Below are 26,641 nucleotides of genomic sequence, written 5' to 3' on the forward strand. Positions count from 1 at the left end.
AGCGCCGACAGGGGGTGGCCGCCCGGGGCCCGGCGTGCGCCGGGCCCCGGGCGACCTCAGTCCTCGGCGGGCGTGTGCGGAACCGGCGTGCCGGTGAGGGCCGCCGTGGTCACGCGCCGACGCGAGCGCCCCTGACCAGGAGCCTTGGGCTCGGGGAGGGCGTTGAGCACCGAATCGAGGAGCATGTCCTTCTCGGTCTTCGTCTCGCGCTTCTGGCCGGCGTCCTGACGCTTCTTGCGCTTCTTGGGACGCTCGGTCTGCGGCTGCTCCACGACCGGGGCGGCCTCGGCCACCGGTGCCTCGTCATGGTGGTGGATGGTCGAGGCGGCGATCTGGGCCAGGGCCGACTTCACGCCCTCGGTGATGACATGGGTGCCGTTCGAGCCGCCGTTCGTCGGGGCGGGCGACGCGCCGCGGCCCCGGCGACCGGACGAGGATGCACCCGCGGCCGGCGCGCGGTGCTTGACCACGGGGTCGTGGTGCACGATCAGGCCACGGCCCGCGCACACCTCGCACGCCTCGCTGAAGGTCTCGAGCAGACCGAGGCCGAGCTTCTTGCGGGTCATCTGCACGAGTCCGAGCGAGGTCACCTCGGCGACCTGGTGCTTGGTGCGGTCGCGGCTCAGGCACTCGACGAGCCGGCGCAGCACGAGGTCGCGGTTGGACTCGAGCACCATGTCGATGAAGTCGACGACGATGATGCCGCCGATGTCGCGCAGGCGCAGCTGGCGGACGATCTCCTCGGCGGCCTCGAGGTTGTTCTTGGTGACGGTCTCTTCGAGGTTGCCGCCCGAGCCGACGAACTTGCCGGTGTTGACGTCGACGACGGTCATGGCCTCGGTGCGGTCGATGACCAGCGAGCCGCCCGAGGGCAGCCACACCTTGCGGTCGAGGGCCTTCTCGATCTGCTCGGTGACGCGGAACTCGTCGAACGGGTCGTGCTCGCCCTCGAAGCGCTCGACGCGCTCGAGGAGGTCGGGTGCGACAGACTCGAGGTACTTCGAGATCGTGTGGTGGGCGTCGTCGCCCTGGATGAGCATCTTCGAGAAGTCCTCGTTGAAGACGTCCCGCACGATCTTGACCAGCAGGTCGGGCTCCGAGTGCAGCAGCGCCGGCGCCTGGATGGACTCGATCTGCTTGGAGATGTGCTCCCACTGGTTGGTGAGACGCTGCACGTCGCGGGTGAGCTGCTCTTCGGTCGCCCCCTCCGCCGCGGTGCGGACGATGACGCCCGACGACTCGGGCAGCACCTCCTTGAGGATCTTCTTCAGGCGCGCGCGCTCGGTGTCGGGCAGCTTGCGGGAGATGCCGTTCATGGCGCCGCCCGGCACGTACACGAGGTAGCGGCCCGGAAGGGAGATCTGGCTGGTGAGGCGGGCGCCCTTGTGCCCGACCGGGTCCTTGGTCACCTGCACGAGCACGCGGTCGCCGCTCTTGAGGGCGAGCTCGATGCGACGCGGCTGGTTGCCCGTCTCGACGGCATCCCAGTCCACCTCGCCCGAGTACAGCACGGCGTTGCGGCCACGGCCGATGTCGACGAACGCCGCCTCCATGCTCGGCAGCACGTTCTGCACACGGCCGAGGTAGACGTTGCCGATCAGCGAGGCGTCCTGACTGCGGGCGACGTAGTGCTCGACGAGCACGTTGTCTTCGAGCACCGCGATCTGGATGCGGCCGTTGCGCGAACGGACGATCATGACGCGGTCGACGGACTCGCGCCGGGCGAGGAACTCGGCCTCGGTGACGACCGCACGGCGGCGACCGGCCTCCCGGCCGTCGCGGCGCCGCTGCTTCTTGGCCTCCAGCCGCGTCGATCCCTTGATGCGCTGCGGCTCGGTGATGAGCTCGACCGCGCGCTGCCGCGGCTGCTGCGGCTGCTGCGGCTGATCGGAGGACGCGGATGCCTCGTCCCTGCCCTCGCCGCCGCGACGACGGCTGCGGCGGCGCGACGACCCCGAACCGGAGGCGTCGGCCTCGGGCTCCCGCTCCCGTTCCCGCTCGCGTCCGGGACGGGCGGGGAGGACGGCGATCTCGGGCGCGTAGAAGTGCAGCTGCGTCGAGACCGCCGAGACGAACTCCTGCGGCAGCAGGCCGAGGCTCACCGCCGTGACCGGCTCCGTGGGCGACGGCCCACCGGCGTCCGCGGGCTGCGCACCACCGGGGCTGTCCGCATCGGCGCTCGCGCCGTCCGCCGACTCCTGCGCCGGGACGGCGGCGGCCCCGGGGGCCGTCTCACCCTCGGCTGCGGCTGCCTCAGCCGCCTCACCCGCGGGGGTGTCGGCGGTCGCCGCAGGCTCTCCGTCGGCTCCGTCGCCGTCGGTCGCGACGCCGGCATCCGCCGTCGCGCCGCCCGTGTCGGCCACCCCGTGGTCCTCGACCTGTGCGCCCGCCGCTGGGGACGTCGCGTCGTCGACCGGCGCCGCTGTCAGCGGAGCGTCCGGATCGGTCCCAGGGATGAATTCTGCATCGGTTCCATCAGCCATCACTGGCGTACTCCTAGCGGGGCGGCACCGCGCGTCGCCCGGCGAAATCTCGTGCGGCGCCGCCCATGCCCCTCCGGACGGGGCGGTGCCGCGAACTCACTCGGTCTGCAGCGGATCTCGGCGCTCTGGCGGAGGTTCGCGCTGCCAAGGGCATTCGTCGCCCTGAAGTCTTCTGTATGCGACCGGCACGGCGCGGCCGTGATCGATCGACCCCCATTATCGCACTTCCCCCGCCATATTGCCCATTCGCGGCGCGCCGATGGGGTGGAGCGCCGTCTCGGGCATTTGGCACGGCGCCGGGTGCGGCAACCGATCAGAGCCGGATGCCATAATCCGAGGCATGCCCGAGCAGCACAGCCACGCCCGTCCGACCGGTCTCGCCGTCTGGCTCGTGGTCGCCGGCGTGATCGGCTGGTGGGCGGCGTTCTCGCTCACCCTCGAGAAGCTCCACGCGCTCGCGAATCCCGACGCCATCGCGTCGTGCGACTTCTCCGTGCTGGTGCAGTGCAGCGCCAACCTCGACTCGTGGCAGGGCAGCGTGTTCGGCTTCCCCAACCCGATCCTCGGACTCACCGGCTGGATGGCGCCGATCGTCGTGGGAATGGCGATCCTCGCGCGGGCCCGGTTCGCGCGCTGGTTCTGGTGGTGCTTCTGGGCGGGGATCGCCTTCGCGTTCGGCTTCGTCGTCTGGCTGATCGGCCAGAGCATCTACGACCTGCACACGCTGTGCCCGTGGTGCATGGTGACGTGGTCGGTGACGATCCCGACGTTCTACGCCGTCACCCTCCACCTGCTGCGGGCGGGACTCGTCCCGGTGTCGGCAGGCGTGCGGCGCGTCGCCGACCGGCTGATGGCGTGGGTGCCGCTGGCCGCGATCCTCAGCTACGCGATCATCCTGCTGCTGGCGCAGCTCGAGATGAACGCGATCGTCAACGTCTGGCAGACGCTCTTCGGCTGATGCGACGGACGGCCGCGCCGTCGACCGGCGCGACCGCCCGTGCGCACGATGGCCCCCGCGCCGGTCGGCTCAGGCGAACCAGATGTCCAGCTCGCGGGCGGCCGACTCCGGGCTGTCGGAGCCGTGCACGAGGTTCTGCTGAACCTTCAGGCCCCAGTCGCGGCCCAGGTCGCCGCGGATCGTTCCGGGCGCCGCGGTGGTGGGATCCGTCGTCCCGGCCAGCGAGCGGAACCCCTCGATGACCCGGTTGCCGGCCAGGCGGATGGCGACGGACGGGCCGGACATCATGAACTCCAGCAGCGGCTCGTAGAACGGCTTGCCCTCGTGCTCGGCGTAGTGGCGCTCGAGCCGCTCGCGGTCGGGCTCGACCAGGCGGATGTCGACGAGGGCGTACCCCTTCGCCTCGATGCGGGCGAGGATCGCGCCGGTGAGGCCGCGGGCGACGCCGTCGGGCTTGACGAGGACGAGGGTCTCTTCGGTGGGCATGCGGGCCTTTCGTTTCGGATCAGGCTTCTTCGGGGGGATTCGCCGCGAGCTGCGCGTTGCGCCGGTCCAGAGCGGCCCCCTTGATCGTCGCATACCCGTACATGCCGCCGAAAATGACGGCGACGAGCGCCAGCGCGGGGACGAGGAGGGCGCCGAGCGCCACGATCACCTGCAGGGCCCAGCCGAGCGCGATGCCCCACCGGTGGCGCAGCACGCGCGTGGTGGCGATCATGAGCGCCGCCACCACGGTGCCCGCGACGATCCCCCACCACGGCTCGATCGGCGCGGGCAGCGCCTTCAGACCGAAGATCACCAGTCCTGCCAGGAACGCGATGAGCGACTCGAATCCGAGCACGATGGCGCCCAGCGATTCCGCCGCCCCTCGGGCGCGGCGGGGCCGTGCGGGCCGTTCAGCGCTCATCGCTCGACCCGCTCTTCCAGTCCTCGGAGGCGGACAGCGCCAGCGCCTCGCCGGCGAGGACGACCGAGCCCGCGATGACGACGGCACGGCGATCGGATGCCGCCGCCCACGTGCGCGCCGCCTCCGCGGCATCCGCGAGGTCGCGGTGCACCGACACCCGCAGGTCGTGGGCCTCGGCGAGGTCGGCGATGGCGTCGGCGTCCTCGGCCCGCTCGGAGTCCGGCGCCGTGGCGAAGACGTGGGCGGCGACCGGTGCGAACTCGGCCACGATTCCGGCGGCGTCCTTGTCGGAGAGCACGCCCAGCACCACGCCCCATTCGTCGAAGTCGAAGCTCTCGCGCAGGGCGCCGACGAGTGCGCGGACGCCGTGCGGGTTGTGCGCCGCGTCGACGAGCACCGTGGGTGCTGCGCCGACCAGCTGGAGACGGCCCGGCGAGGTGACGGCGCCGAGACCCTCGGCCAGGACGTCGCCGGCGATGCGCTGGGCTCCTCCCCCGACGAGGGACTCCACCGCGGCGATCGCGAGGGCGGCGTTGAAGCCCTGGTGGGCGCCGTACAGCGGCAGGTACTCGTCCTCGTATGTGCCCGCGAGCCCGCGCACCGTGATCTGCTGCCCGCCCACGGCCAGACGCTGCTCGGCGAGGGCGAACTCCGCACCCTCGAAGGCGATCGAGGCGCCGTGGCGGGTCGCTGCCTCGCGCAGCGCCGCCTCGGCGGCGGCATCCTGCCGCGCCGAGACGACTGCAGCGCCGTCCTTGATGATGCCCGCCTTGACCGCGGCGATCTCGGCGATCGTGTCGCCGAGCCGGTCGGCGTGGTCCACGTCGATCGGCGCGAACACGGCGACGTCCCCGTCCGCGGTGTTGGTCGAGTCCCAGGACCCGCCCATTCCCACCTCGAGCACCAGCACGTCGATCGGCGCGTCCGCGAACGCCACGAACGCCAGCACCGTGAGCAGTTCGAAGAAGGTCAGCGGCGCATCGTCCTTCGACTCCAGCTCGGCATCGACGATGTCGACGAACGGCGAGATCTCGTCCCACGCGTCGGCGACGGCGGCGTCGTCGATCGGCTCTCCGTCGATCATGATGCGCTCGGTGAACCGCTCGAGATGCGGGCTGGTGAACAGGCCCGTGCGCAGGCCGTGGGCACGCACGAGGCTCTCGATCATGCGACTGGTCGAGGTCTTGCCGTTCGTGCCGGTCACGTGCACGACGCGATACGTCTTCTGGGGGTCGTCGAGCAGCTCGAGCACGCGGCGGGTGCGCTCGACGCGCGGCTGCACCCACCGCTCCCCCTGGCGCTGGAGCAGCGCCTCGTAGACGGCGTCGGCCCTGCGGCGGTCGCGGTCGCTCATGCCGAGACCCCCACCCTGCCGACCGAGACGGTGAACGCGCCGCGATTGGCGTACGTGCCCGCGTCGACGACGGCCTCGTACTCGACGGGCGTGTCGCCGTCGCCCGAGACGACGAGCCGGCTGCCGCGGGTGCTCACCGAGTGCGCGACCGCGAGGGTCTCACCCGCGACGTCGGCGACGTCGAACGCGGACGCGACGGCCTCGCCGTCGGCGGCCTCGTCGAAGAGCAGCGCCAGGCGGATGCGGTCGCTGACGTCGAATCCGGCGGCCTTGCGCGTGTCCTGCACGGCTCGGATGACGTCCCTCGCGAGCCCCTCGGCCTCGAGCTCCGGCGTGGTGGTCGTGTCGAGCAGCACGAAGCCCTCGCCCGCGAGGAGGGCGATCGCCGTCCCCTCCGCCACGCCCCCGGCTTCGAGGGTCAGGTCGTACTCGCCGGGCTGGAGGGCGATGCCGTCGACGATCACGGCGCCGTCGCGCTCCTCCCACACACCCGCCTTCGCCCCGGCGATCACGTGCTGCACCTGCTTGCCCAGGCGCGGGCCGGCGGCGCGGGCGTTGACGGAGAGGCGCTTGCTGATGCCGTAGCGCTCCGACACGTCGTCGCCCAGCTCCATGAGCTGAACCGTCTTGACGTTGAGCTCGTCGCGCAGGATGCCCTCGAACTGCGCGAGGGCTGCGGCATCCGGAACCGCCACCGTGAGCGTGGGAAGCGGCAGGCGCACGCGGCGGCCCTCCTTCTTGCGCAGGGCGTTGGCGACGCTCGATGCCTCGCGCACGGCGTCCATGGCGGCGCGGATGTCGTCCGCCGCGGGGAACGCCTCGGCGTCGGGCCAGTCCTGCAGGTGAACGCTGCGGCCGCCGGTGAGTCCCTGCCACACCTTCTCGGCCACCAGCGGAATGAGCGGGGCGGCGACGCGGGTGAGCGTCTCGAGCACCGTGTACAGCGTGTCGAACGCCTGGCGGCTCTCCGGGTCGTCCGACACGCCCGTCCAGAAGCGGTCGCGCGAGCGGCGGATGTACCAGTTCGTCAGCGCCTCGCCGAAGTCGCGGAGCTTGGCCGCGGCCAGCGTCGAGTCGAGCGCCTCCAGGTCGGCGGCGACGTCGCGCACGAGGTCGCCGGTGAGCGCCAGGATGTAGCGGTCCAGCACGTCGGTCGAATCGGTGCGCCACGACGCCTCGTAGCCCGCTCCGCCGGCGCCGCGCGCCGCGTTGGCGTACGTGGCGAAGAAGTACCACGCGTTCCACAGCGGGAGCAGGAACTCCCGGACGCCCGCGCGGATGCCCTCCTCGGTGACGATGAGGTTGCCGCCCCGCAGCACCGAGCTCGACATCAGGAACCAGCGCATCGCGTCGGAGCCGTCGCGGTCGAACACCTCGCTGACGTCGGGGTAGTTCTGCAGCGACTTCGACATCTTCAGGCCGTCGCTGCCCAGCACGATGCCGTGGCACGAGACGCCCGTGAAGGCCGGCCGGTCGAACAGCGCGGTCGACAGCACGTGCATCACGTAGAACCAGCCGCGCGTCTGCCCGATGTACTCGACGATGAAGTCGGCCGGCGAGTGCTCGTCGAACCACTGCTGGTTCTCGAACGGATAGTGCACCTGCGCGTAGGGCATCGACCCCGAGTCGAACCACACGTCGAAGACGTCCTCGATGCGCCGCATCGTCGAGCGGCCGGTCGGGTCGTCGGGGTTCGGGCGGGTGAGCTCGTCGATGTAGGGGCGGTGCAGGTCCACCTCGCCCTCCGCGTTGCGCGGCAGACGGCCGAAGTCGCGCTCGAGCTCCTCGAGCGAGCCGTAGACGTCCACCCGCGGGTGCGACGGGTCATCGCTCTTCCACACCGGGATCGGAGAGCCCCAGTAGCGATTGCGGCTGATCGACCAGTCGCGCGCGCCCTCGAGCCACTTGCCGAACTGGCCGTGCTTGACGTTCTCAGGCACCCAGGTGATCTGCTCGTTGCCGGCGATCATCCGGTCCTTGATGTCGGTCACGCGCACGAACCAGCTCGAGACGGCGCGGTAGATGAGGGGGTTGCGGCATCGCCAGCAGTGGGGGTACGAGTGCTCGTAGCTCGCCTCGCGCAGGAGACGGCCCTCCTGGCGCAGCAGTCGGATGAGCGGACGGTTGGCGTCCATCCACAGCTCGCCGGCCACGTCGGTCACCTGCGGCAGGAAGCGCCCGCCGTCGTCCAGGCTCATGATGAGCGGGATGCCGGCGGCCTCGGTGATCCGCTGGTCGTCCTCACCGAACGCCGGAGCCTGATGGACGATGCCCGTGCCGTCGCCCGTCGTGACGTAGTCGTCGACGAGGATGCGCCAGGCGTTCTCGGTGCCCCAGGTCGCGGCATCCGCGTAGTAGTCGAACAGACGGTCGTACGCGACGTTCTCGAGCTCGGATCCGAGGACCGTCTGGACGACGGCGGCGCGGGCGGCCTCGGCGGACTCGTAGCCGAGGTCCTTCGCGTACCCACCGAGCAGCTCCTCAGCGAGGAGGTAGCGGTGGGCGTACGCCTCCTCCGCCTCGTCGGCCCGGCCGTCGGGCCCGCGGTGGACGTCGGCGGCGCCGTCGGGCCCGCCGGGCACCACGACGTACCGGATGCCGGGGCCGACCGCCAGGGCGAGGTTGGTCGGCAGCGTCCAGGGGGTGGTCGTCCACGCCAGCGCGCGCACCCCGGTGAGGCCGAGGGACTCGGCCTTGGCGCCCACCAGCGGGAACGCGACGGTCACCGACGGGTCCTGGCGCATCTTGTACACGTCGTCGTCCATGCGCAGCTCGTGCGCCGACAGCGGTGTCTCGTCGCGCCAGCAATACGGCAGGACGCGGTACCCCTCGTACGCGAGACCCTTGTCGTGAAGCGTCTTGAACGCCCACAGCACGGACTCCATGTACGACGGGTTCAACGTCTTGTAGCCGCGCTCGAAGTCCACCCATCGCGCCTGGCGCGTGACGTAGTCCTCCCACTCCCGCGTGTAGGCGAGGACGGACTCGCGGGCCTTCGCGTTGAAGGCGGCGATGCCCATGGCCTCGATCTCGCTCTTCTCGGTGATCCCGAGCTGCTTCATGGCCTCGAGCTCGGCGGGGAGACCGTGCGTGTCCCAGCCGAAGACGCGGTCGACCTTCTTGCCGCGCATGGTCTGGAAGCGCGGGAAGAGATCCTTGGCGTAGCCGGTGAGCAGGTGGCCGTAGTGCGGCAGGCCGTTTGCGAACGGCGGACCGTCGTAGAAGACCCACTCGTCGGCGCCTTCGCGCTGGTCGATCGACGCGCGGAAGGTCTGGTCGGCCTCCCAGAAGGCGAGCGTCTCCCGCTCGATGTCGGGGAAGCGGGGGCTCGGGACGACGGCGGCTTCGCCGGTGCTCGGGGACCGTGACTCAGATCGTGGGTAGGTCATCATCTCTCGCAGGTGCTCGCTCGTGTGCTTCCTGCGGGGACGACCGAACCGGAGACTCTCCGGCCGACCGCGGTACCACCCTGCATTGACGGATGCCTCGGCGGAGGCATCCGTCCTCTCTCACTGCGGCTGTGACGGGCCTGACCCGCTCGGTTCTAATGGGGACGCCACGCGGTGGCGTCCTGTTCTTCCGAGAGCTCCCCGGTGATGGCCGGATCGGTGCTGATCGCACGAGTCTACCGGGCGTGCGCAAGGCGGGAATGCGAACGGCCGCGTCCTGGTTTCTGGACTCGTGCCAAGATTGACGTCCGTGACCGCCGCAGCACCCGCATCCACCCTCCCCCTCGACAACGCCCCGACGCGCCGCGTCGCATGGGCATCGATGGTGGGGACCTCCCTGGAGTCGTTCGACTTCTACCTCTTCGCGTACTTCTCGGCGTTCTTCGTCGGGCCGCTGTTCTTCGACCCGCTGGGGCAGTTCGGCGCCACCAGCGCGGCGTTCCTCACGATCGCGCTGGCCTTCGTCGTCCGCCCGATCGGCGCGGTGATCTTCGGGTACATGGGAGATCGCGTGGGGCGCCGCGCGACCCTCCTGTGGACCGTCGCCATCATGGGTGTCGCGACGGGCCTCATCGGCCTGCTGCCCACCTACGCCCAGGCCGGATGGCTCGGCGCGGTGCTGCTGATCGTCCTGCGTATCGTCCAGGGGCTGTCGCTGGGCGGCGAGTGGGGCGGCTCGATCCTCATCGCCACCGAGAACTCCGGGCCGGTCAAGCGCGCGTTCTACGCCGCGATCCCGCAGCTCGGCTCGCCCGTCGGCTCGATCCTCTCCGCCACGGTCTTCATCGTGCTCACCGCCGTGCTCCCGCCCGAGCAGATCGCCGAATGGGGCTGGCGCATCCCATTCCTCCTCGCGCTCCCCCTCCTGCTCGTCTCGCTGTACCTGCGCTGGTCCATCTCCGAGACCCCGGTGTTCGAGGGGATCGTCGCCGAGGGGCGCCGCGACCGCGTGCCGTTCGTGACGATGTTCGCGAAGCGTCCCGGTGCGATGGCGATCGCCGTCGGCGCCGCGCTCCTGGGCATCGGGTCGTACTCGCTCATGAACACCTACACCGTCAACTACGGCGTCGAGCAGCTCGGCTTCAGCTTCCAGGACCTTCTGGTCGCGACGACCATCGGCGGTCTCCTGCAGCTCGTGACGATCCCGCTGTTCGGGGCGTGGGCGAGCCGCGTCGGCTCGGCGAACGTGGTGGTGTGGGGTGCGCTGGGAACGCTCCTCATCACCTTCCCGATGTACTTCCTGCTGCAGTTCGCGACGTTCCCGATCCTCGTCGGGACCATGATCGTCGGCGGCATCCTGCCGACGATGGCGTGGGCGGCGCTGGGCGGGCTCATGAACGACCTCTTCCCCGACCACTTCCGGTACTCGGCGCTGTCGTTCGCGTACGCCCTGGCCGCGACGCTGAGCGGCTTCGTGCCGTACCTGACGCTCAGTCTCGGCGAGGCGACCGGCTATGCCTGGTGGCACCCGGGCGTCATCCTCGCGATCATGTCGGCGGTGACGCTGGTGGCGGCCTTCCTCGCGTCCCGCCGCCGCGTGGAGCCGGAGCTGGCGACACGACCCGAGACGGCGACGGCGAACGCCTGACGAGACATCGAGGGAGCGGATGCCGCAGCGCGCAGCATCCGCTCGCTTTTCCGCCTTCACGCGGCCCGGGCTAGAATCGAGCGGCATCCCACACTCAGGCACGCTCACACAGTGCCGCACATATCGCTCGAGGAGTTCGCATGACCGACGCCCGCCCCGCACAGGGACAGATCCCCGACAAGCCCGCGCTGGAGGGCCTCGAGCAGAAGTGGGACGCCGCGTGGTCCGCGCAGGGCACGTACCTCTTCGACCGTGATCGCGCCGTCGAGGTCGGGCGCGGAGGCATCTACTCGGTCGACACTCCCCCGCCGACCGCCTCGGGATCGCTCCACATCGGCCACGTCTTCAGCTACACCCACACCGACGTCAAGGTGCGCTACGAGCGCATGCGCGGCAAGACGGTGTTCTATCCGATGGGCTGGGACGACAACGGCCTGCCGACCGAGCGCCGGGTGCAGAACTACTACGGCGTCCGCTGCGACCCGTCGCTGCCGTACGAGCCGGGCTTCACGCCGCCCTACGAGGGCGGCGACAACAAGTCCAGCCGCGCCGCCGACCAGATCCCGATCAGCCGCCGCAACTTCATCGAGCTCTGCGAGAGGCTGACCGTCGAGGACGAGAAGCACTTCGAGGCGCTCTGGCGCTCGCTCGGCCTGAGCGTCGACTGGACCCAGACCTACCGCACCATCTCCGACGACACGATGCGCACCAGCCAGCTGGCGTTCCTGCGCAATGTCGAGCGCGGCGAGGCGTTCCAGGACCTGGCGCCGACGCTCTGGGACATCGACTTCCGCACCGCTGTCGCGCAGGCCGAGCTCGAAGACCGCGACCAGCCGGCCGCGTACCACCGCGTCGCCTTCCACAGCACCGACGGGTCGGGCGACGTCTTCATCGAGACCACGCGGCCCGAGCTGCTCGCCGCTTGCGTGGCGCTCGTCGCCCACCCGGACGACGAGCGGTATCAGCCGCTCTTCGGCACCACCGTGCGCACTCCGCTGTTCGACGTCGAGGTGCCCGTTCTCGCCCACCCGCTGGCCCAGCAGGACAAGGGCTCGGGCATCGCGATGATCTGCACCTTCGGCGACGTCACCGACATCGTCTGGTGGCGCGAGCTCCAGCTTCCGAACCGCACCATCCTCGGACAGGACGGCCGGGTGATGGCCGAGGCGCCCGACGTCATCGCCACGGATGCCGCCAAGGCGGCGTACGCCGAGATCGCCGGCAAGACGGTCTTCAGCGCGAAGAAGCGCATCGTCGAGCTCCTCCAGGAGTCTGGCGAGATGGAAGGCGACCCGAAGCCGTTCACTCACGCCGTGAAGTTCTACGAGAAGGGCGACCGCCCGCTGGAGATCGTCTCGACGCGCCAGTGGTACATCCGCAACGGCGCACGGGACGAGGCGCTGCGCGACAAGCTCATCGCCCTGGGCAAGAGCATGTCGTGGCATCCGGACTTCATGCGCGTGCGCTTCGAGAACTGGACGAACGGTCTCACCGGTGACTGGCTGGTCTCCCGTCAGCGCTTCTTCGGCGTTCCGATCCCGGTCTGGTACGCCCTCGACGAGAACGGCGACCGCGACTACGGCCGCGTTCTCACGCCCGACCTCGCCGCGCTCCCGATCGACCCTTCCACCGACGTGCCCCCCGGCTACACCGAGGACCAGCGCGGCGTCCCTGGCGGGTTCGACGGCGAGAACGACATCTTCGACACGTGGGCGACGTCATCCCTCACGCCGCAGCTGGCCGGAGGCTGGGAGCGGGACCCGGAGCTGTGGAACCTCGTCACGCCGTTCGACGTCCGTCCGCAGGGACAGGACATCATCCGCACCTGGCTCTTCTCGACGCTGCTGCGCAGCGCCCTCGAAGACGACCGCGCGCCGTGGACGGATGCGGCGATCTCCGGCTTCATCGTCGACCCCGACCGCAAGAAGATGTCGAAGTCCAAGGGCAACGTGGTCACGCCCGCCGACATCCTCGCCCAGCACGGGTCGGACGCGGTGCGGTACTGGGCGGCCTCGAGCCGTCTCGGCACCGACGCGGCCTTCGACCCGCAGAACCCGACGCAGATCAAGATCGGCCGCCGCCTCGCGATCAAGGTGCTCAACGCCGCCAAGTTCGTCCTGTCGTTCCCGGTCCCCGAGGGCGCCGAGGTCACCCACGCGCTGGACGCATCGATGCTCGCCACGCTCCACGGCGTGGTGCGCGAGGCGACCAAGGCGCTCGAGGACTACGACCACGCCCGTGCTCTCGAGGTGACCGAATCGTTCTTCTGGACGTTCTGCGACGACTATCTCGAGCTGGTCAAGGAGCGCGCCTACAACCAGACCGATGTCGGCCAGGCCTCCGCCGCACTCGCGCTGCGCCTGGCGATGTCGGCGCTCCTCCGGCTGCTCGCGCCGGTGCTCGCCTTCGCCGCCGAGGAGGCCTGGTCCTGGTTCAACGAGGGCTCCGTGCACACGGCCGCGTGGCCCGTGGCGCCGGACGAGGAGTGGGGCGACCCGGCCGTGCTCACCGCGGTGAGCGCGGCGCTCGTCGGCGTGCGTCGCGCCAAGACGGAGGCCAAGGCGTCGCAGAAGACCCCGGTGGCGCGGGCGGTCATCGCCGCCCCGGCCGCGACCCTCGAGGCGCTCAAGCTCGCCGAGGGTGACCTCAAGGCGGTCGGCCGCATCGAGCGGATCGAGTACGCCGACGCCGACGCCGTGTCGGTGACCGACATCCAGCTCGCCACTCAGGAGGCCTGACATGCAGCTCGGAACACGCTGGACTTCGGGCGACGAGCCTCCCGCCGCCGTGCCGGACGCGTTGCGCCGCGGCGTCAAGTCCGTCGACGCGACGATCCCGGCCGACCAGTTCGGACAGCCTCGGCCGCGCTGGACGCTCACGTGGCTCGAAGGCAAGCCGATCGCCGAACTCGACACCGGGATCATCGTGTCGCTCGACGCCGACGGCGAACCCGTCGCCCGGAACGATCCGGAAGACGGGTTCGGGTAGCATCCGCCGTCAGTCCTCCGGGGCGTCGTGCCGCGACGCCTCGAGCAGGAGCCTCACGGCGACCGCCGTCGCCACGAGGGTGACGCCGGCCGCGATGAGGAACGGCAGCCGGAGGTCGAAGCGCGCCACCCAGCCGCCCAGCAGCGTCGCGAAGGGGAAGATGCCCCACGTCAGACTGCGGATGATGCCGAGCACGCGGCCGAACAGGTGGCCGGGGATGATCGACTGACGCAGCGCGCCCCACGGCACGTTCCAGATCGACACGGCGCACGCCATCACCGCGTAGGCCACGGTGCCGGTGATCGCCTCCGGCGCCAGCCAAACCCCGAACAGCCCGGCCGCGGCGACGACGTTCGCCGCGAGCATCACGCGGCCCCGTCCGAACCGCTGCACGAGACCGGGGGCGATGAGCGAGCCCACGAGGGCGCCCAGTCCGATGCCCGCTGTGACGAAGCCGATGGCGGCGGGGTCGACCGCGAGCTCGTCGAGGAAGTAGAGGAAGATCGGGGCCTGGGCGAAGGCGAATGCCGAGCCGACGACGCAGGTGAAGAGCACCATCGCCCGCAGGAAGCGGTGGTTCCAGAGGTACGCCAGCGCCTCCCGTGCCGAGACCGCCTCCGCCGGACGGGGCTGCGCGGCGGCAGGCAGCTCGGCGGCGGCCAACGGCTCCGCGGATGCGATCTCGCCCTGCGCGGCGATGGTCGCCGCGCGGTCGAGATCCCGCGGCTCGCGGAGGGGTCGCGCTGCGGAGAGCGGAAGGAGCAGCGCGAGGGCGATCGGGATGACGTAGCCGGTGGCGCCCACCCAGAGCGGCAGGGCGAGCGAGAAGGCGAACAGGACGCCTCCGATCGGCGCCGAGATGAAGTTGTCGATCGTGATCTGCGCCGCCTGGAGGAACCCGTTTGCGCGGTCGAGCCCTCGCCGGGGCACCAGGGTCGGGACGATCGAGTTCGTCGCGTTGTCGAAGAGCGTCTCACCCAGGCCGAAGACCAGCACGCCGGCCAGCAGCCACCACACCGTGATGGCTCCGGACACCGTCAGCGTCGCGAGCCCCACCGCGGCGAGGCCGCGGATCGTGTTCGCGATGGCCATGATCCAGCGCCGGTCGAAGCGGTCGACGATCATCCCGGCCGGCAGCCCGAACACGAGCCATGGCAGGAACGCGAGCGCGCTGATCGCCGCGATGGCGAGGGGATCCCGCGTGAGCGTCGTCGCGATCAGCGGCACCGCGACGCGTCCGACACCGTCGGCGAGATTGCTGAAGGCTGCCGCGGTCCACAGCTTGCCGAAGTCGCGGCCGAGCGGCACCCTGGCCGGTCGCTCGCTCCGCGACCCCTTCCGCGGCTGCGTGTCGGTGGCGGCGCTCATCGCGGGAGGATCCCGATCGCCGCGCGAGCTGTCGCGTCACGGCGGATGCCGTCGGCGGCCGAATGAGCCGACACTGCGCGTCGGAAGGCGACGCCCGCGCGCCGTTCGACGCGTCCGAGGACGTGGGCGTCGAGGGCGGATGCCGCGCGCAGCAGGGCTCTGTCGAGCCCCGTGGCGGCGGCGGAGAGGGTTCCCGTCGTCACATCCGGGAGGGTGATGGTGGTCATGACTGCGCTCCTATCCTTCGAGTCCGGGGAGCGGGAACAGGTCGGCCCGGATGGTCACCGGGCGGACGTCCTCGCCGTTCTGTTCGCGGTACGTGTCGACCGCTTCGTCGATGAGGGCCATGATCGCCGTGGCGAGCTCCTTGCTCTGCTCGGGCGTGAGGCGCACGGTGGCCGTGGAGATCAAGCTCGCGTCCTGCCACGCGTGCTCTTCCGCGTTCAGGCCCCGGTCGATGAACCGCATGAGCTGCTCCTGGCGAAGCCGGAAGAACTCGCTCATCACGATCTGGGTCGCCGCACGGCCGGAGGGCGTCTTGAGCGCCTCCTCGTTCGCGAACGACACGCCGCCGACCGGACGCTCCCACCAGCGTTCCCGGCCTGATCCGCGGTCGGCCACCTCGTGGATGAGGTCGTGCTTGGCCAGCGCGCGGAGGTGGTAGCTGGTGGCGCCCGAGGACTCCCCCAGCCGCTCGGCGAGCGAGCTCGCCGTCTGGGGGCCGTACTGGCTGAGGATGTCGTAGATCTTCACGCGGAGCGGATGCGCCAGGGCCCGCAGCGCGCCGGCGTCGAGGACCCGGTCCTGCCGCCCGCTCGGGGCCGGCGAACGGTCGTCGGTGCTCGGGGCCGTGATCTCCTCGTCCATGGCTTCAGCGTACGACCGCAAAGGATTCTTTGCAAGTATTTCTTTGCACAAATTGGTTTGCAAAGTCTCGGCGGCAACGGTCGAGCCCGCGGCTAGGCTTGCGGGATGCCGACCAGCAATCCCCTCCTCTCCCCCAGCGCGCTGCCCTACGGACTGCCCGACTACGCCGCGATCCGGCCCGAGCACTACCTCCCCGCATTCGAGGAGGCGTTCGCCCGGCATTCGGCCGAGGTGTCGGCGATCACGAGGGCCCGGTCCATGCCGACCTTCGAGAACACGCTCGTCCCGCTCGAGGAGAGCGGCCGCCTGCTGGGCGACATCGCGCGCACCTTCTACACGGTCTCGTCCGCGGATGCGACGCCGGAGATCCAGGCGATCGAGGAGGAGCTCGCGCCGCTCATGTCGGCGCACCACGACTCCATCCAGCTCGACTCGGCCCTGTACTGGCGCATCAAGACGATCCACGACCAGCTGGACGAGCTCGACCTCACGCCGGAGCAGCGCTACCTCGTCGAGCGGCACCACACCGAGATGTCCCACGCCGGCGCCGGCCTCGGAGAGGAGGCGAAGAAGCGACTCACGGAGCTGAACCAGCGGCTCTCCACCCTCACCACCCAGTTCGAGAAGAACCTCCTCGCCGACACGAACGACCTGGCGGTCGTCTTCGATGACGCGCACGAGCTCGACGGGCTCTCGGAGGGTGAGCTGTCCGCTGCGGCCCAGGCCGCCGCCGACCGCGGCCTGGACGGCAAGTGGGTCGTGACGCTCACGCTCTTCACCGGCCACCCGTACCTCGCCGCCTTGACCGATCGTGCGTCGCGGGCGCGCCTCTTGGAGGCGTCGCGCTCGCGCGGCTCGCGGGGCAACGACAACGACAATCGCCAGACGCTCCTCGAGATCGTGCGGCTGCGCGCGGAGCGCGCAGCACTGCTCGGCTACGACTCGCACGCGGCCTACATCACCTCCGACCAGACCGCGGGCTCCCCCGCCGCCGTCCACGACCTGCTCCGCCGGCTGGCGGTGCCCGCCGCCCGCAACGCCCGCCGCGAGCAGGAGAAGCTGCAGGCCATCGTCGACGCCGAACCGGCACCGTTCGCCCTCGAGGCGCACGACTGGGCGTTCTACACCGAGAAGGTGCGCGCCGCCGAGTACGACCTCGACCGTGCCGCGCTGCGCCCGTGGTTCGAGGCCGAGAGGGTGCTGCAGGACGGCGTCTTCCGCGCGGCCACCGAGCTGTACGGCATCACCTTCACCGAACGCGACGACCTCGCCGGCTACCACCCCGATACGCGGGTGTTCGAGGTGCACAACGCGGACGGCTCGGCGCTCGGGCTGTTCATCCTCGACCTCTACACGCGCGACACCAAGCGCGGGGGCGCGTGGATGAACTCGATCGTGCTGCAGTCGCGCCTGCGCGGCACCGCTCCGATCGTGGTGAACAACCTCAACGTGTCCAAGCCCGCCGCCGGGCGCCCGACGCTCCTCAGCCTCGACGAGGTCACCACGCTCTTCCACGAGTTCGGGCACGCCCTCCACGGGCTCTTCGCAACCGTGACATATCCGCACTTCGCGGGGACGAACGTGTTCCGCGACTTCGTCGAGTTCCCCAGCCAGGTCAACGAGATGTGGATCTACTGGCCCGAGATCCTCGCCTCGTACGCCCGGCACATCGAGACCGACGAGCCGCTGTCCGCCAGCATCGTCGAGAGGCTTCACGCCTCCGAGGCCTTCAACCAGGGCTTCGCGACGAGCGAATACCTGGCCGCGGCGTGGCTCGACCAGGCGTGGCACTCGCTCTCGGTCCAGGACGCCGCGGCGGACCTGGACGTCGCCGCGTTCGAGGCATCCGCCCTCGCCGACATCGGGCTGGACAACCCGGCGGTGCCGACACGCTACTCGTCCACCTACTTCGCCCACGTGTTCTCGGGCGGGTACAGCGCGGGGTACTACTCCTACATCTGGAGCGAGGTGCTCGACGCCGACACGGTCGAATGGTTCCGCGAGAACGGCGGCCTGCGCCGTGAGAACGGCGATCGCTTCCGTGATCGCCTGCTCGGCGTCGGCGGTTCCAAGGACCCGCTGGAGGCGTACCGCGACTTCCGGGGCCGGGATGCCGACACCCAGCCGCTCCTCGAGCGCCGGGGTCTCGCAGGCTAGACGCCGTCCCGGTGCGAGACCGCCCACGCCGCGGCGGCCGCCCGCGAGGGCACGCCGAGCTTGGTGCGCGCATTCGCCACGTGCCGGTGCACCGTGTGCACACTCAGGAACAGCTCCGCGGCGATCTGGGCGTCGGTGAGGCCCTGTGACACGAGCAGCAGGACCTCGAGTTCGCGGCCAGAGATGGGCGAATCGGCCTCGCGAGCGCCAGGCTCGGCAGGGGGAGCTTTCACAAGGTCGCCCGCCAGCGCGGCCTCCGGGACGCCGTCGAACGCGAGGGCGCGCCTCAGGAAGGCAGATGAGTCGCCGTGCCACGGATGGTGGTCGGAGCCGTCGAGCACCTCCAGATGCGCGCCGGGGATGGCGGACGCCGTGGCCGTGCCGAGCGCGAGGCGGATGGCCCGGTCGCCGCGGCGGTGCAGCACGAGAGTGGGCGCCGTCACGGCGGCTGCGTCGGCGCGCGCGTCGAACGAGTACACCGCCTCGAGGCCGGCGGCGGCCGACTCCGCCGTCGCGGTGGAGCGCTGATGGCGCGCATACGCGCGGCGCTGCTCCGCCGTCGCGTCCGGGTAGAAGATGTCGGACATCACCCGCGAGCTCACCCCCCAGCTGCTGCGGACGAGGTCGACCAGCGCCGCCCGATCCCCCGCCGACGCGATCGAGGCCCCGTCGAGGTAAGCGCCGGCCAGGATGAGCCGGCGCACGCGCTCGGGGTGGCGTGCGGCGAACGCGACCGCGACGGCGCACCCCGACGAGCCGGCGAAGAGCGTCGCCTGCTCGGCGTCGGCAGCGTCGAGGACCGCCTTCATCGCGTCGACGTGCGGCTCCAGCGTGTCAGGGGTGCCGGTGCGGGAACGCGAGAGTCCGCTGCCCGGAGGGTCCATCCGGATGACACGACGGTGGCGGGCCATCGCCTGGACGAACCGGCGGAAAGGCTCATACTCCCAGTCGCGCTCGAGGTGGCTCATCCACCAGCCGCCGACCAGCACCGATGCGCCGTCGCCGAGCTGCGACCAGGCGACATCGTCGGAGCCCGACCAGGCATACCGGACGTCGATGGGGGTGGACACGACATCAGTATGGGCCACGGTCCGGCCCGCCGGGAGCGGGCCGGACCGCGGCACACGGAGCGTCGGTGCGGGCAGCGTGGTCACGCGTCCAGCCGGTAGAACGACCAGGCCGGGTGCTCGATCGGCAGGCGTTCGGCGCGTCGCAGCCCCGCCGCAGCACTCCACGCCATGACGGTCGGCGCGCGCAGCACGGTGCCGTGGGCGTGGCCGCTGCCCTCGGCGAGGGTGGCGGGCAGGCAGTGGAGCACGCTGAACGCCGAGAACATCCGGTCGAGCGGCCCGGCAGGCGCGAGGAACTCGTCCTCGACCTTGGCGTCCCCGATGAGGACCGCGCCGCCGGGGGCGAGCAGTCCGGCGAGCGACGACAGGGCCCGCTGCGGATCGTTCATGTCGTGGAGTGCGAGGAAGACCGTGACCAGCGTCGCCGGCCCGCCCACCAGCGCCCGGAGCGCGGCGTCGTCGCCGACGTCGGCGCACTCGAAGCGCACGCGGTCCGCGACCCCCGCCGTCTCGGCGTTGCGTCGCGCCTCCTCGATCGACGCGGCATCGAGGTCGACGCCGAGGACGACAGCCCGCGGGAAACGCCGGGCGAGGGCGATGGTGGACCAGCCGGTGCCGCAACCGGCGTCGACGATCGTCCCGCCCGCCTCGAGTTGAGACTCGATGTCGGGCAGCTGCTCGAGCCACGACGGCAGCGCGTGCGTGTAGCCCGGTCGGTAGATGACCTCCAGGCCGTTGCGCACGGGGGCGCCGAAGCGGGCGAAGCTCACGGCGCCGTCGGCGGTGAACGACTCTGCGACCGCATCGAACGCCGAGGCGATGCCGGCGAACATCGAGGCGAGCCCCGCACCGTGCACGGGTGACGTCGGATCGAGCAGGACCGCTCGATGCGCGGCGGGAAGCCGGTAGCGTCGCCGTGTCCCCGCCTCGCTCTCGAGGATCCCGGCGATCGCCTGCTGGTCGAGCCACTCGCGCAGCTGACGCTCACCGTATCCGGTGAGGCCCGCCAGGTCGTGCGCCGTGACCCCGCCGGCGGCGTCGATGGCGGCGTACAGGCCCAGCCGGTGTCCGAGCTCGATGGTGAGCAGCTCGAGGGCGGGGCCGACGGATTCCAGCAGGCGCTGCGTGAGTGCCGCCGCCTGCTCGTCGGGGCCGATGATGACCGGCTCTGACAGCGCGTCCGCGCGGTCGAGGATCGTGGTGGTGGACATTCGGATTCCTTTCTGGTGCGACGCCGGGCGCATGCCCGCGTCTGGTGGACAGTCCACCCGGCAGAGCCGGTGGACGGCATCGGCAGGATCTGCCATTGCGGATCGGGCGGGATGGCCGGAACCGGCCATCCCGGTGGTGGTTCAGCGCAGCCGGCTCGCCACGGCCGCAGCCTTCTGATGCCTGAGGGCGATCCAGGTCGCGTCGGCGCGGGCGATCTCGTCGCCACGCGCGTCTACCATCGCGACGGACGTCTCGTAGCGACGACCGCGGGCTTCGCGCGTCCAGCTGTGCACGACGAGGTGCTCGCCGACGCGCGGTCGGCGGTCGACACGAGCGGTCATCGTGCCGAGGAGACAGAGGATGCCCTGCTCGAGCGCCGCGGCCGGATAGCTGGTGCAGTCGAGCGCCGCCCAGACCGCCGGATACCAGGCGAGCCCCGCGTGGGCGAACGCGCCCGACACGGTCCACGGCGCCGCCAGCCGGTCGTCGTGGCCGACGACGGGGCCGGGGGTCACGTGCATGCCGTCGGCCCGGCGCGGCCCGCAGACGACGCAGTCCGAGAGCGCGTGACGCACGCCGACGAGCGGATGCCGCTCCCGCGCGTGCACGGCGTCGGCGAACGAGGGTGCGAGCGGAGCGGCGGCGGCGACCAGGGCGCCGGGATGCGCCCTTGCGACGTCCTTGCGCCGGTCGCGGACGACCACGCCGCCCGCGCCGTCGTCGAAGACGCCGAGCGACCGACCGAGCGGGACGGGGCTCTGCAGGACGACGGACACGGTGTCGCCGTCGACGTGCTGCGCGATGGAGCCGGCCGCGAACCCGCCGTTGGCGGAGCCGCGGGGGCCGTTGAGGTGGCGCTCGATGAGGACGGTCCCGACCGGACGCGCGCCATGCCCGTCATCCGAGCCGAGTGCGTGCGTCTCGGCGGATGTCGACGGAGAGTGAAGCGAGATGATGAGAGCTGACATGCTCACAAGTGAACGTGCGAGGGCGGCCCGCCCGCGTCGCACGGTCGGGCCATTCGCCGGTGGCCCGAACCGGCCAGTCCCGGGTCGTGCCGGCGAGTCGAGCCCGTCGCCGCGCCGCTCCGCTGTGCCTCAGAGCATGCCCAAGCTCCGGGCGAAAGCTCGCACCCGTGCGGCCATCACGGCGGGCACCTCCCCCACCGCGAAGTGCCCGCCCTCTTCGAGACGCTCGAAGACCCGCAGATCGCGGTAGAAGCGGCGCGCCAGTGATTCGGGGTAGTCGCCCTCGTGGCGCTGGATGTGGACGGATGCCGGAACCACGACCGGTGGCATCTCTTCGGGCTGGTCGGCCCTCTCGTAGTAAGGGCGGAACGAAGAGCCGATGGTCTGCGTGGTCCAGTAGACCATCGCCTCGGTGAGGATGCGGTCGCGCGAGATCCGGCGTTCGACGGCCCGTGGATCGCCTGCGGGCGTGTCGCTCCACTCGACGAGCTTCTCCGCCAGCCACGCGACCAGCCCCGCCGGAGAGTCGTTCAGTGCGGCCGCCAGCGTGTCGGGTCGCGTCGCCTGCACGTGGCCGTACGCGCCGTTGGCGCCGCCCCACTGCTCGAGGCGTGAGAAGAACGGTAGTCGGCGCTCATGCCGGCCTCCGGCCGACGCGGCGAATCCGGCAAGGGCCGGAACCGATCGAGACGCTCGCGCAGATCGGCCAGCTCAACGTCGGGGATGTGGATCGAGAAGGGGCGCGCGGTCACACGCCGACGCTATCGGCCACCCCCGACAGCCACGCGTACGGCGTCCCTGTCAGCCCGCAGTCCCGCAGACCGGTCGCGATCAGGCGCTCTTGCGCTTCTCCCGCAGCACCAGCGTGGGGGCGGCGCCCTCGTCGACCGCGGCGCGGGTCACGACCACCTTGTCGACGTCGTCGGTGGACGGGATCTCGAACATGATCGGCCCGAGCACGTCCTCGAGGATCGCGCGGAGTCCGCGGGCACCGGTCTTGCGCGCCACGGCGAGATCTGCGATCGCCTCGAGCGCCTCGCGCTCGAACTCGAGCGAGACGCCGTCGAGCTCGAACATGCGCTGGTACTGCTTGACCAGGGCGTTCTTCGGCTCGACGAGGATCTCCATGAGGGCCTCCTGGTCGAGCGGCGAGACCGATGCGACCACAGGCAGACGCCCGATGAACTCGGGGATGAGGCCGAACTTGTGCAGGTCCTCGGGCCGCACCTCGCTGAACAGGCTGAGATCGTCGCCCTTGTCGTGGAGCGGGGCGCCGAAGCCGACGCCGTGCTTGCCCACGCGCGACGAGATGATGTCTTCCAGTCCCGCGAACGCGCCGGCCACGATGAACAGCACGTTCGTGGTGTCGATCTGGATGAACTCCTGGTGCGGGTGCTTGCGGCCGCCCTGCGGGGGAACGGACGCGACCGTGCCCTCGAGGATCTTCAGCAGCGCCTGCTGAACGCCCTCCCCCGACACGTCGCGCGTGATGGAGGGGTTCTCGGCCTTGCGGGCGATCTTGTCGACCTCGTCGATGTAGATGATGCCGGTCTCGGCGCGCTTCGTGTCGAAGTCCGCGGCCTGCAGGAGCTTGAGGAGGATGTTCTCGACGTCTTCGCCGACGTAGCCCGCCTCGGTCAGCGCGGTGGCGTCGGCGACCGCGAAGGGCACGTTCAGGCGCTTGGCGAGGGTCTGGGCGAGGTAGGTCTTGCCGCAGCCGGTGGGCCCGAGCAGCAGGATGTTGCTCTTGGCGATCTCGATCTCGTCGGCGCGCTGCTCGGCCGACTGGATGGTGCCATGCGCGCGCACGCGCTTGTAGTGGTTGTACACCGCGACCGACAGCGCCCGCTTGGCGTCGTGCTGGCCGACGACGTACTCCTCGAGGAACGCGAAGATCTCACGCGGCTTCGGCAGATCGAAGTCGGCGACCACGCCCGACGAGGACTCGGCCATGCGCTCTTCGATGATCTCGTTGCACAGTTCGACGCATTCGTCGCAGATGTAGACGCCGGGACCCGCGATCAGCTGCTGGACCTGCTTCTGGCTCTTGCCGCAGAAGGAGCACTTGAACAGGTCGGCGCTCTCACCGATGCGTGCCATGCGGCTCCTCCTCGTCACCGCCGGGAAAGCCCCCAGCTGTCTCCGAGCCTAATAGGTGGGGCCGACAAGCGGCGGCATTGCGACGCACGTTGTGGACGGCCGCGGTTCGCGCTCAGCGGACACCGGACGACGAAGCGCCCCGCCACCCGACGTGCGGATGGCGGGGCGCCCGGCGCGCAACGCAGCCCTACTTCGTGAGCGCGGCCTGCTGACCCCGCTTGCGCGTGGTGAGCACCTGGTCGACGAGGCCGTACGCGACCGACTCCTCGGCGGAGAGGATCTTGTCGCGGTCGATGTCCTTGTTGACCTCCTCGACCGACTTGTTCGAGTGCTTCGCGAGCGTCTGCTCGAGCCAGGTGCGCATGCGCATGATCTCCTGCGCCTGGATCTCGATGTCCGACGCCTGGCCGTGGCCGGCCTCGCCCATCGCGGGCTGGTGGATGAGGATGCGCGCGTTCGGCAGCGCCAGGCGCTTGCCCGGCGCGCCGGCCGCGAGCAGCACGGCCGCAGCGGACGCGGCCTGGCCGAGCACCACGGTCTGGATCTGCGGCGACACGTACTGCATGGTGTCGTAGATCGCGGTCATCGCCGTGAATGAGCCGCCGGGCGAGTTGATGTACATGATGATGTCGCGATCGGGGTCCTGGCTCTCGAGCACGAGGAGCTGGGCCATCACGTCATCGGCTGACGCGTCGTCGACCTGGACACCCAGGAAGATGACGCGGTCCTCGAAGAGCTTGTTGTACGGGTCCTGGCGCTTGTAGCCGTAGGCCGTGCGCTCCTCGAACTGCGGCAGGATGTAGCGGCTGCCGGGCATCTGGAGCCCCTGCGGGGCGCTGGGTCCGAAGGTGGGGGTCTGCATTCGGGTTCTCTCTCTTTCGCCTTCGAAGCCGTCAGTTCGCCGTGCCGCCGCCGCCGATGACATCGGTGGCGGACTCGCGGATGTGGTCGACGAAGCCGTACTCGAGCGCCTCCTCGGCCGAGAACCAGCGGTCGCGGTCGCCGTCGGCGTTGATCTGCTCGACCGACTTCCCGGTCTGCGCGGCGGTGATCTCGGCGAGGCGCTTCTTCATGTCGAGGATCAGCTGCGCCTGCGTCTGGATATCGCTGGCGGTGCCGCCGAAGCCGCCGTGCGGCTGGTGGAGCAGCACGCGGGCATTGGGGGTGATGTAGCGCTTGCCCTTGGTGCCTGCGGTGAGCAGCAGCTGGCCCATCGAGGCCGCCATGCCGATGCCGACGGTGACGATGTCGTTCGGCACGAACTGCATCGTGTCGTAGATCGCCATGCCGGCGGTGATCGAGCCACCCGGCGAGTTGATGTAGAGGTAGATGTCCTTCTCGGAGTCCTCCGCGGCGAGAAGCAGGATCTTGGCGCAGATCTCGTTGGCGTTGTCGTCACGCACCTCCGACCCCAGCCAGATGATGCGGTCCTTCAGCAGCCGGTCGAAGACGCTGGTCGCGACAAGTGGTTCGGCCATGTGTACTCCTGTTTCCTTGGGTCGCCATCGAATCTACCGGGGCGCCGCGAGCGACCCGCGCGTGTTCGCCCTGGGCAGATCGGGCGGAACGAGAAGAGGACGGATGCCGCGGCATCCGTCCTCCTCGTCACCCGGTCTCGGTGCGAGCACCGAGAGGAGCGGGCGTCACTCCTTCTCTGCGGCAGCCTTCTTGGCCGGAGCCTTCTTGGCCGGTGCCTTCTTGGCCGGTGCCTTCTTCGCGGGAGCCTTCTCGGCGTCGGCGTCGGCCTTCTTGGCGGCGGTCTTGCGCGCGGGGGCCTTCTTGGCCGGCTTCTCGGCGGCCTCTGCGTCGGCATCCGTCGTCGCCTGCTCCTCGGCGACCTCGTCCTCGCCTTCCGCCTCGTCCTCGACGGCCACGAAGCCCGTGAGGTCGACCGGCTCGCCGTTCGTGTCGACGACCTTCACCTTGCCGAGGGCGACGGCCAGCGCCTTGTTGCGGGCGACCTCGCCGACGATGGCGGGAAGCTGGTTGCCCTCCTGCAGCGCGTTGACGAACTCCTGCGGAGCCATGCCGTACTGCGCTGCCGACTGCACGAGGTACTGCGTGAGCTCGTCCTGGGAGACCTGCACGTTGACCGTCTCGGCGATCTTGTCGAGCAGCATCTGCGTCTTGAACTGCTTCTCGCTCGCCTCGGCGACCTCCGCACGGTGCACGTCGTCCTCGAGGCGGCCCTCGCCCTCGAGGTGGTTGTGCACCTCGTCCTCGATGAGCTGCGGCGGCACGGGGATCTCGACCTGCTCCAGCAGCGTCTCGATCAGCTTGTCGCGCGCGGCGGAGCCCTGCGTGAAGGCGCCCTGCTGGCCGACGCGCTCCTTGAGGCTGTCGCGCAGCTCGCCGATGGTGTCGAACTCGCTCGCGATCTGGGCGAAGTCGTCGTCCGCCTCGGGAAGCTCGCGCTCCTTGACGGCCTTGACCGTCACAGACACCTCGGCCTCCTCGCCGGCGTGGTCGCCGCCGACGAGCTTGGAGCGGAACGTGGTGTCCTCGCCCGCGGTGAGCGAGTCGATGGCCTCGTCGATGCCCTCGAGGAGCTCACCCGAGCCGACCTCGTACGACACGCCCTCGGCGCGGTCGATCTCGGCGCCGTCGATGGTCGCGACGAGGTCGAGCTCCACGAAGTCGCCGGTCGCGGCGGGGCGGTCGACGGTGACGAGCGTGCCGAAGCGGGCGCGCAGGCGGTCCAGCTCCTCGTCGACGGCGGCCTCGTCGACCTCGACCGCGTCGACCTCGACGGTCGTGCCCTCGAAGGACGGCAGCTCGAACTCGGGACGGACGTCGACCTCGACCTCGACCTCGAGGTCGCCCGAGAAGTCCTTCTCGTTCGGCCACTCGGTGACCTCGGCCGACGGCCGGCCGAGGACGCGCAGCTCGTTGGCGGCGACGGCCTCGCGGTAGAAGGTGTCCAGCCCCTCGCTGACGGCGTGCTCGAGCACGGCCACGCGGCCGATGCGCTGGTCGATGATGGGCGCCGGGACCTTGCCCTTGCGGAAGCCGGGGATCTGCACGTCCTGCGCGATGTGCTCGTACGCGTGCTTGATCGAGGGCCCCAGCTCGTCGGGGCTGACCGTGATGTGCAGCTTGACCCTGGTCGGGCTGAGCTTCTCGACGGTGCTGTTCACCATGCCTGTTACTTCTCCTCTATCGGACCGCGCGA

At 70.6% G+C, this 26,641-nt stretch carries 21 protein-coding genes; 5 read left to right on the forward strand and 16 right to left on the reverse strand.

Annotated features, from left to right (window positions below):
• Positions 1-56: 56 nt before the first annotated feature.
• Positions 57-2,483 carry an Rne/Rng family ribonuclease gene (locus tag ACFRAL_RS06855; protein ID WP_378881070.1) on the reverse strand — a complete coding sequence of 809 codons (2,427 nt, stop codon included), beginning with the start codon at positions 2,481-2,483 and terminating at the stop codon, positions 57-59.
• A gap of 340 nt (positions 2,484-2,823) precedes the next feature.
• On the opposite strand from ACFRAL_RS06855, the gene ACFRAL_RS06860 reads away from it, so the two are divergent.
• Positions 2,824-3,441, forward strand: coding sequence for a vitamin K epoxide reductase family protein (locus tag ACFRAL_RS06860; protein WP_378881073.1), 618 nt, complete (start codon positions 2,824-2,826; stop codon positions 3,439-3,441).
• Positions 3,442-3,510: 69 nt separating this feature from the next.
• Here ACFRAL_RS06860 and ndk read toward each other — a convergent pair whose 3' ends face one another.
• The 4 genes from ndk to ileS are packed head-to-tail and all read right to left on the reverse strand — an operon-like array spanning position 3,511 to position 9,091.
• Entirely contained in the window at positions 3,511-3,927 is a 417-nt protein-coding gene (gene ndk, locus ACFRAL_RS06865; RefSeq protein WP_336397017.1) for a nucleoside-diphosphate kinase, read from the reverse strand.
• A 19-nt stretch (positions 3,928-3,946) separates the two neighbouring features.
• Positions 3,947-4,348, reverse strand: a complete 402-nt coding sequence (locus ACFRAL_RS06870) for a DUF4233 domain-containing protein (RefSeq protein WP_378881075.1) — start codon at positions 4,346-4,348, stop codon at positions 3,947-3,949.
• Positions 4,338-5,702 carry a folylpolyglutamate synthase/dihydrofolate synthase family protein gene (locus tag ACFRAL_RS06875; RefSeq protein WP_336397015.1) on the reverse strand — a complete coding sequence of 455 codons (1,365 nt, stop codon included), beginning with the start codon at positions 5,700-5,702 and terminating at the stop codon, positions 4,338-4,340. Before ACFRAL_RS06875 ends, ACFRAL_RS06870 begins: the two co-directional genes overlap by 11 nt.
• Positions 5,699-9,091 (reverse strand): isoleucine--tRNA ligase, encoded by a 3,393-nt coding sequence (gene ileS, locus ACFRAL_RS06880; protein ID WP_378881078.1) that lies wholly within the window; start codon positions 9,089-9,091, stop codon positions 5,699-5,701. Before ileS ends, ACFRAL_RS06875 begins: the two co-directional genes overlap by 4 nt.
• A 310-nt stretch (positions 9,092-9,401) precedes the next feature.
• Between ileS and ACFRAL_RS06885 the strand changes: the two genes are divergently transcribed.
• The 3 genes from ACFRAL_RS06885 to ACFRAL_RS06895 all read left to right on the forward strand — a co-directional run bounded on the left by ACFRAL_RS06885 (position 9,402) and on the right by ACFRAL_RS06895 (position 13,727).
• The gene (locus ACFRAL_RS06885) at positions 9,402-10,739 is read left to right on the forward strand and encodes an MFS transporter (RefSeq protein WP_336397014.1); all 1,338 of its coding nucleotides are present in this window, start codon (positions 9,402-9,404) and stop codon (positions 10,737-10,739) included.
• Positions 10,740-10,879: 140 nt separating this feature from the next.
• A complete protein-coding gene (gene valS, locus ACFRAL_RS06890; protein WP_378881080.1) occupies positions 10,880-13,477 on the forward strand; it encodes a valine--tRNA ligase in 2,598 nt (865 codons plus the stop codon).
• 1 nt (position 13,478) lies between these two features.
• Positions 13,479-13,727, forward strand: coding sequence for a hypothetical protein (locus ACFRAL_RS06895; RefSeq protein WP_336397012.1), 249 nt, complete (start codon positions 13,479-13,481; stop codon positions 13,725-13,727).
• A 9-nt stretch (positions 13,728-13,736) separates the two neighbouring features.
• On the opposite strand, the gene ACFRAL_RS06900 is transcribed toward ACFRAL_RS06895, so the two are convergent.
• Genes ACFRAL_RS06900 through ACFRAL_RS06910 form a run of 3 tightly spaced genes read right to left on the reverse strand, consistent with a single transcriptional unit; the run spans position 13,737 to position 15,962 of the window.
• The gene (locus ACFRAL_RS06900; RefSeq protein ID WP_378881084.1) at positions 13,737-15,095 is read right to left on the reverse strand and encodes an MFS transporter; all 1,359 of its coding nucleotides are present in this window, start codon (positions 15,093-15,095) and stop codon (positions 13,737-13,739) included.
• Positions 15,092-15,322 (reverse strand): hypothetical protein, encoded by a 231-nt coding sequence (locus ACFRAL_RS06905; protein WP_378881087.1) that lies wholly within the window; start codon positions 15,320-15,322, stop codon positions 15,092-15,094. The genes ACFRAL_RS06900 and ACFRAL_RS06905 overlap by 4 nt, the downstream gene beginning before the upstream one ends.
• A gap of 10 nt (positions 15,323-15,332) precedes the next feature.
• The gene (locus tag ACFRAL_RS06910) at positions 15,333-15,962 is read right to left on the reverse strand and encodes an ArsR/SmtB family transcription factor (RefSeq protein WP_378881090.1); all 630 of its coding nucleotides are present in this window, start codon (positions 15,960-15,962) and stop codon (positions 15,333-15,335) included.
• 105 nt (positions 15,963-16,067) lie between these two features.
• Here ACFRAL_RS06910 and ACFRAL_RS06915 point away from each other — a divergent pair, with 105 nt between their 5' ends.
• Positions 16,068-18,119 carry a M3 family metallopeptidase gene (locus ACFRAL_RS06915; protein WP_378881093.1) on the forward strand — a complete coding sequence of 684 codons (2,052 nt, stop codon included), beginning with the start codon at positions 16,068-16,070 and terminating at the stop codon, positions 18,117-18,119.
• Here ACFRAL_RS06915 and ACFRAL_RS06920 read toward each other — a convergent pair.
• From ACFRAL_RS06920 to tig, 8 genes are all read right to left on the reverse strand, one after another.
• Positions 18,116-19,189, reverse strand: coding sequence for an alpha/beta fold hydrolase (locus ACFRAL_RS06920; RefSeq protein ID WP_378881096.1), 1,074 nt, complete (start codon positions 19,187-19,189; stop codon positions 18,116-18,118). The two genes, ACFRAL_RS06915 and ACFRAL_RS06920, sit on opposite strands and share 4 nt — an antisense overlap.
• 80 nt (positions 19,190-19,269) lie before the next feature.
• On the reverse strand, positions 19,270-20,400 hold the full coding sequence (locus ACFRAL_RS06925) for a class I SAM-dependent methyltransferase (RefSeq protein ID WP_336397006.1): 1,131 nt from the start codon (positions 20,398-20,400) through the stop codon (positions 19,270-19,272).
• A gap of 141 nt (positions 20,401-20,541) precedes the next feature.
• Positions 20,542-21,369 (reverse strand): hypothetical protein, encoded by an 828-nt coding sequence (locus ACFRAL_RS06930; protein ID WP_378881100.1) that lies wholly within the window; start codon positions 21,367-21,369, stop codon positions 20,542-20,544.
• A 129-nt stretch (positions 21,370-21,498) separates the two neighbouring features.
• A complete protein-coding gene (locus ACFRAL_RS06935; protein ID WP_378881103.1) occupies positions 21,499-21,939 on the reverse strand; it encodes a hypothetical protein in 441 nt (146 codons plus the stop codon).
• Positions 21,940-22,200: 261 nt separating this feature from the next.
• Positions 22,201-23,469 carry an ATP-dependent Clp protease ATP-binding subunit ClpX gene (gene clpX / locus ACFRAL_RS06940; protein WP_336397003.1) on the reverse strand — a complete coding sequence of 423 codons (1,269 nt, stop codon included), beginning with the start codon at positions 23,467-23,469 and terminating at the stop codon, positions 22,201-22,203.
• A gap of 187 nt (positions 23,470-23,656) precedes the next feature.
• A complete protein-coding gene (locus ACFRAL_RS06945) occupies positions 23,657-24,331 on the reverse strand; it encodes an ATP-dependent Clp protease proteolytic subunit (RefSeq protein WP_336397002.1) in 675 nt (224 codons plus the stop codon).
• A 31-nt stretch (positions 24,332-24,362) separates the two neighbouring features.
• Complete coding sequence (locus ACFRAL_RS06950; RefSeq protein WP_336397001.1) at positions 24,363-24,947, reverse strand: ATP-dependent Clp protease proteolytic subunit; 585 nt, start codon at positions 24,945-24,947, stop codon at positions 24,363-24,365.
• A 165-nt stretch (positions 24,948-25,112) separates the two neighbouring features.
• Positions 25,113-26,606, reverse strand: a complete 1,494-nt coding sequence (gene tig, locus ACFRAL_RS06955) for a trigger factor (protein ID WP_378881307.1) — start codon at positions 26,604-26,606, stop codon at positions 25,113-25,115.
• Positions 26,607-26,641: the final 35 nt, after the last annotated feature.

This window comes from Microbacterium sp. NPDC056736, assembly GCF_042790415.1.
Lineage (GTDB): Bacteria > Actinomycetota > Actinomycetes > Actinomycetales > Microbacteriaceae > Microbacterium.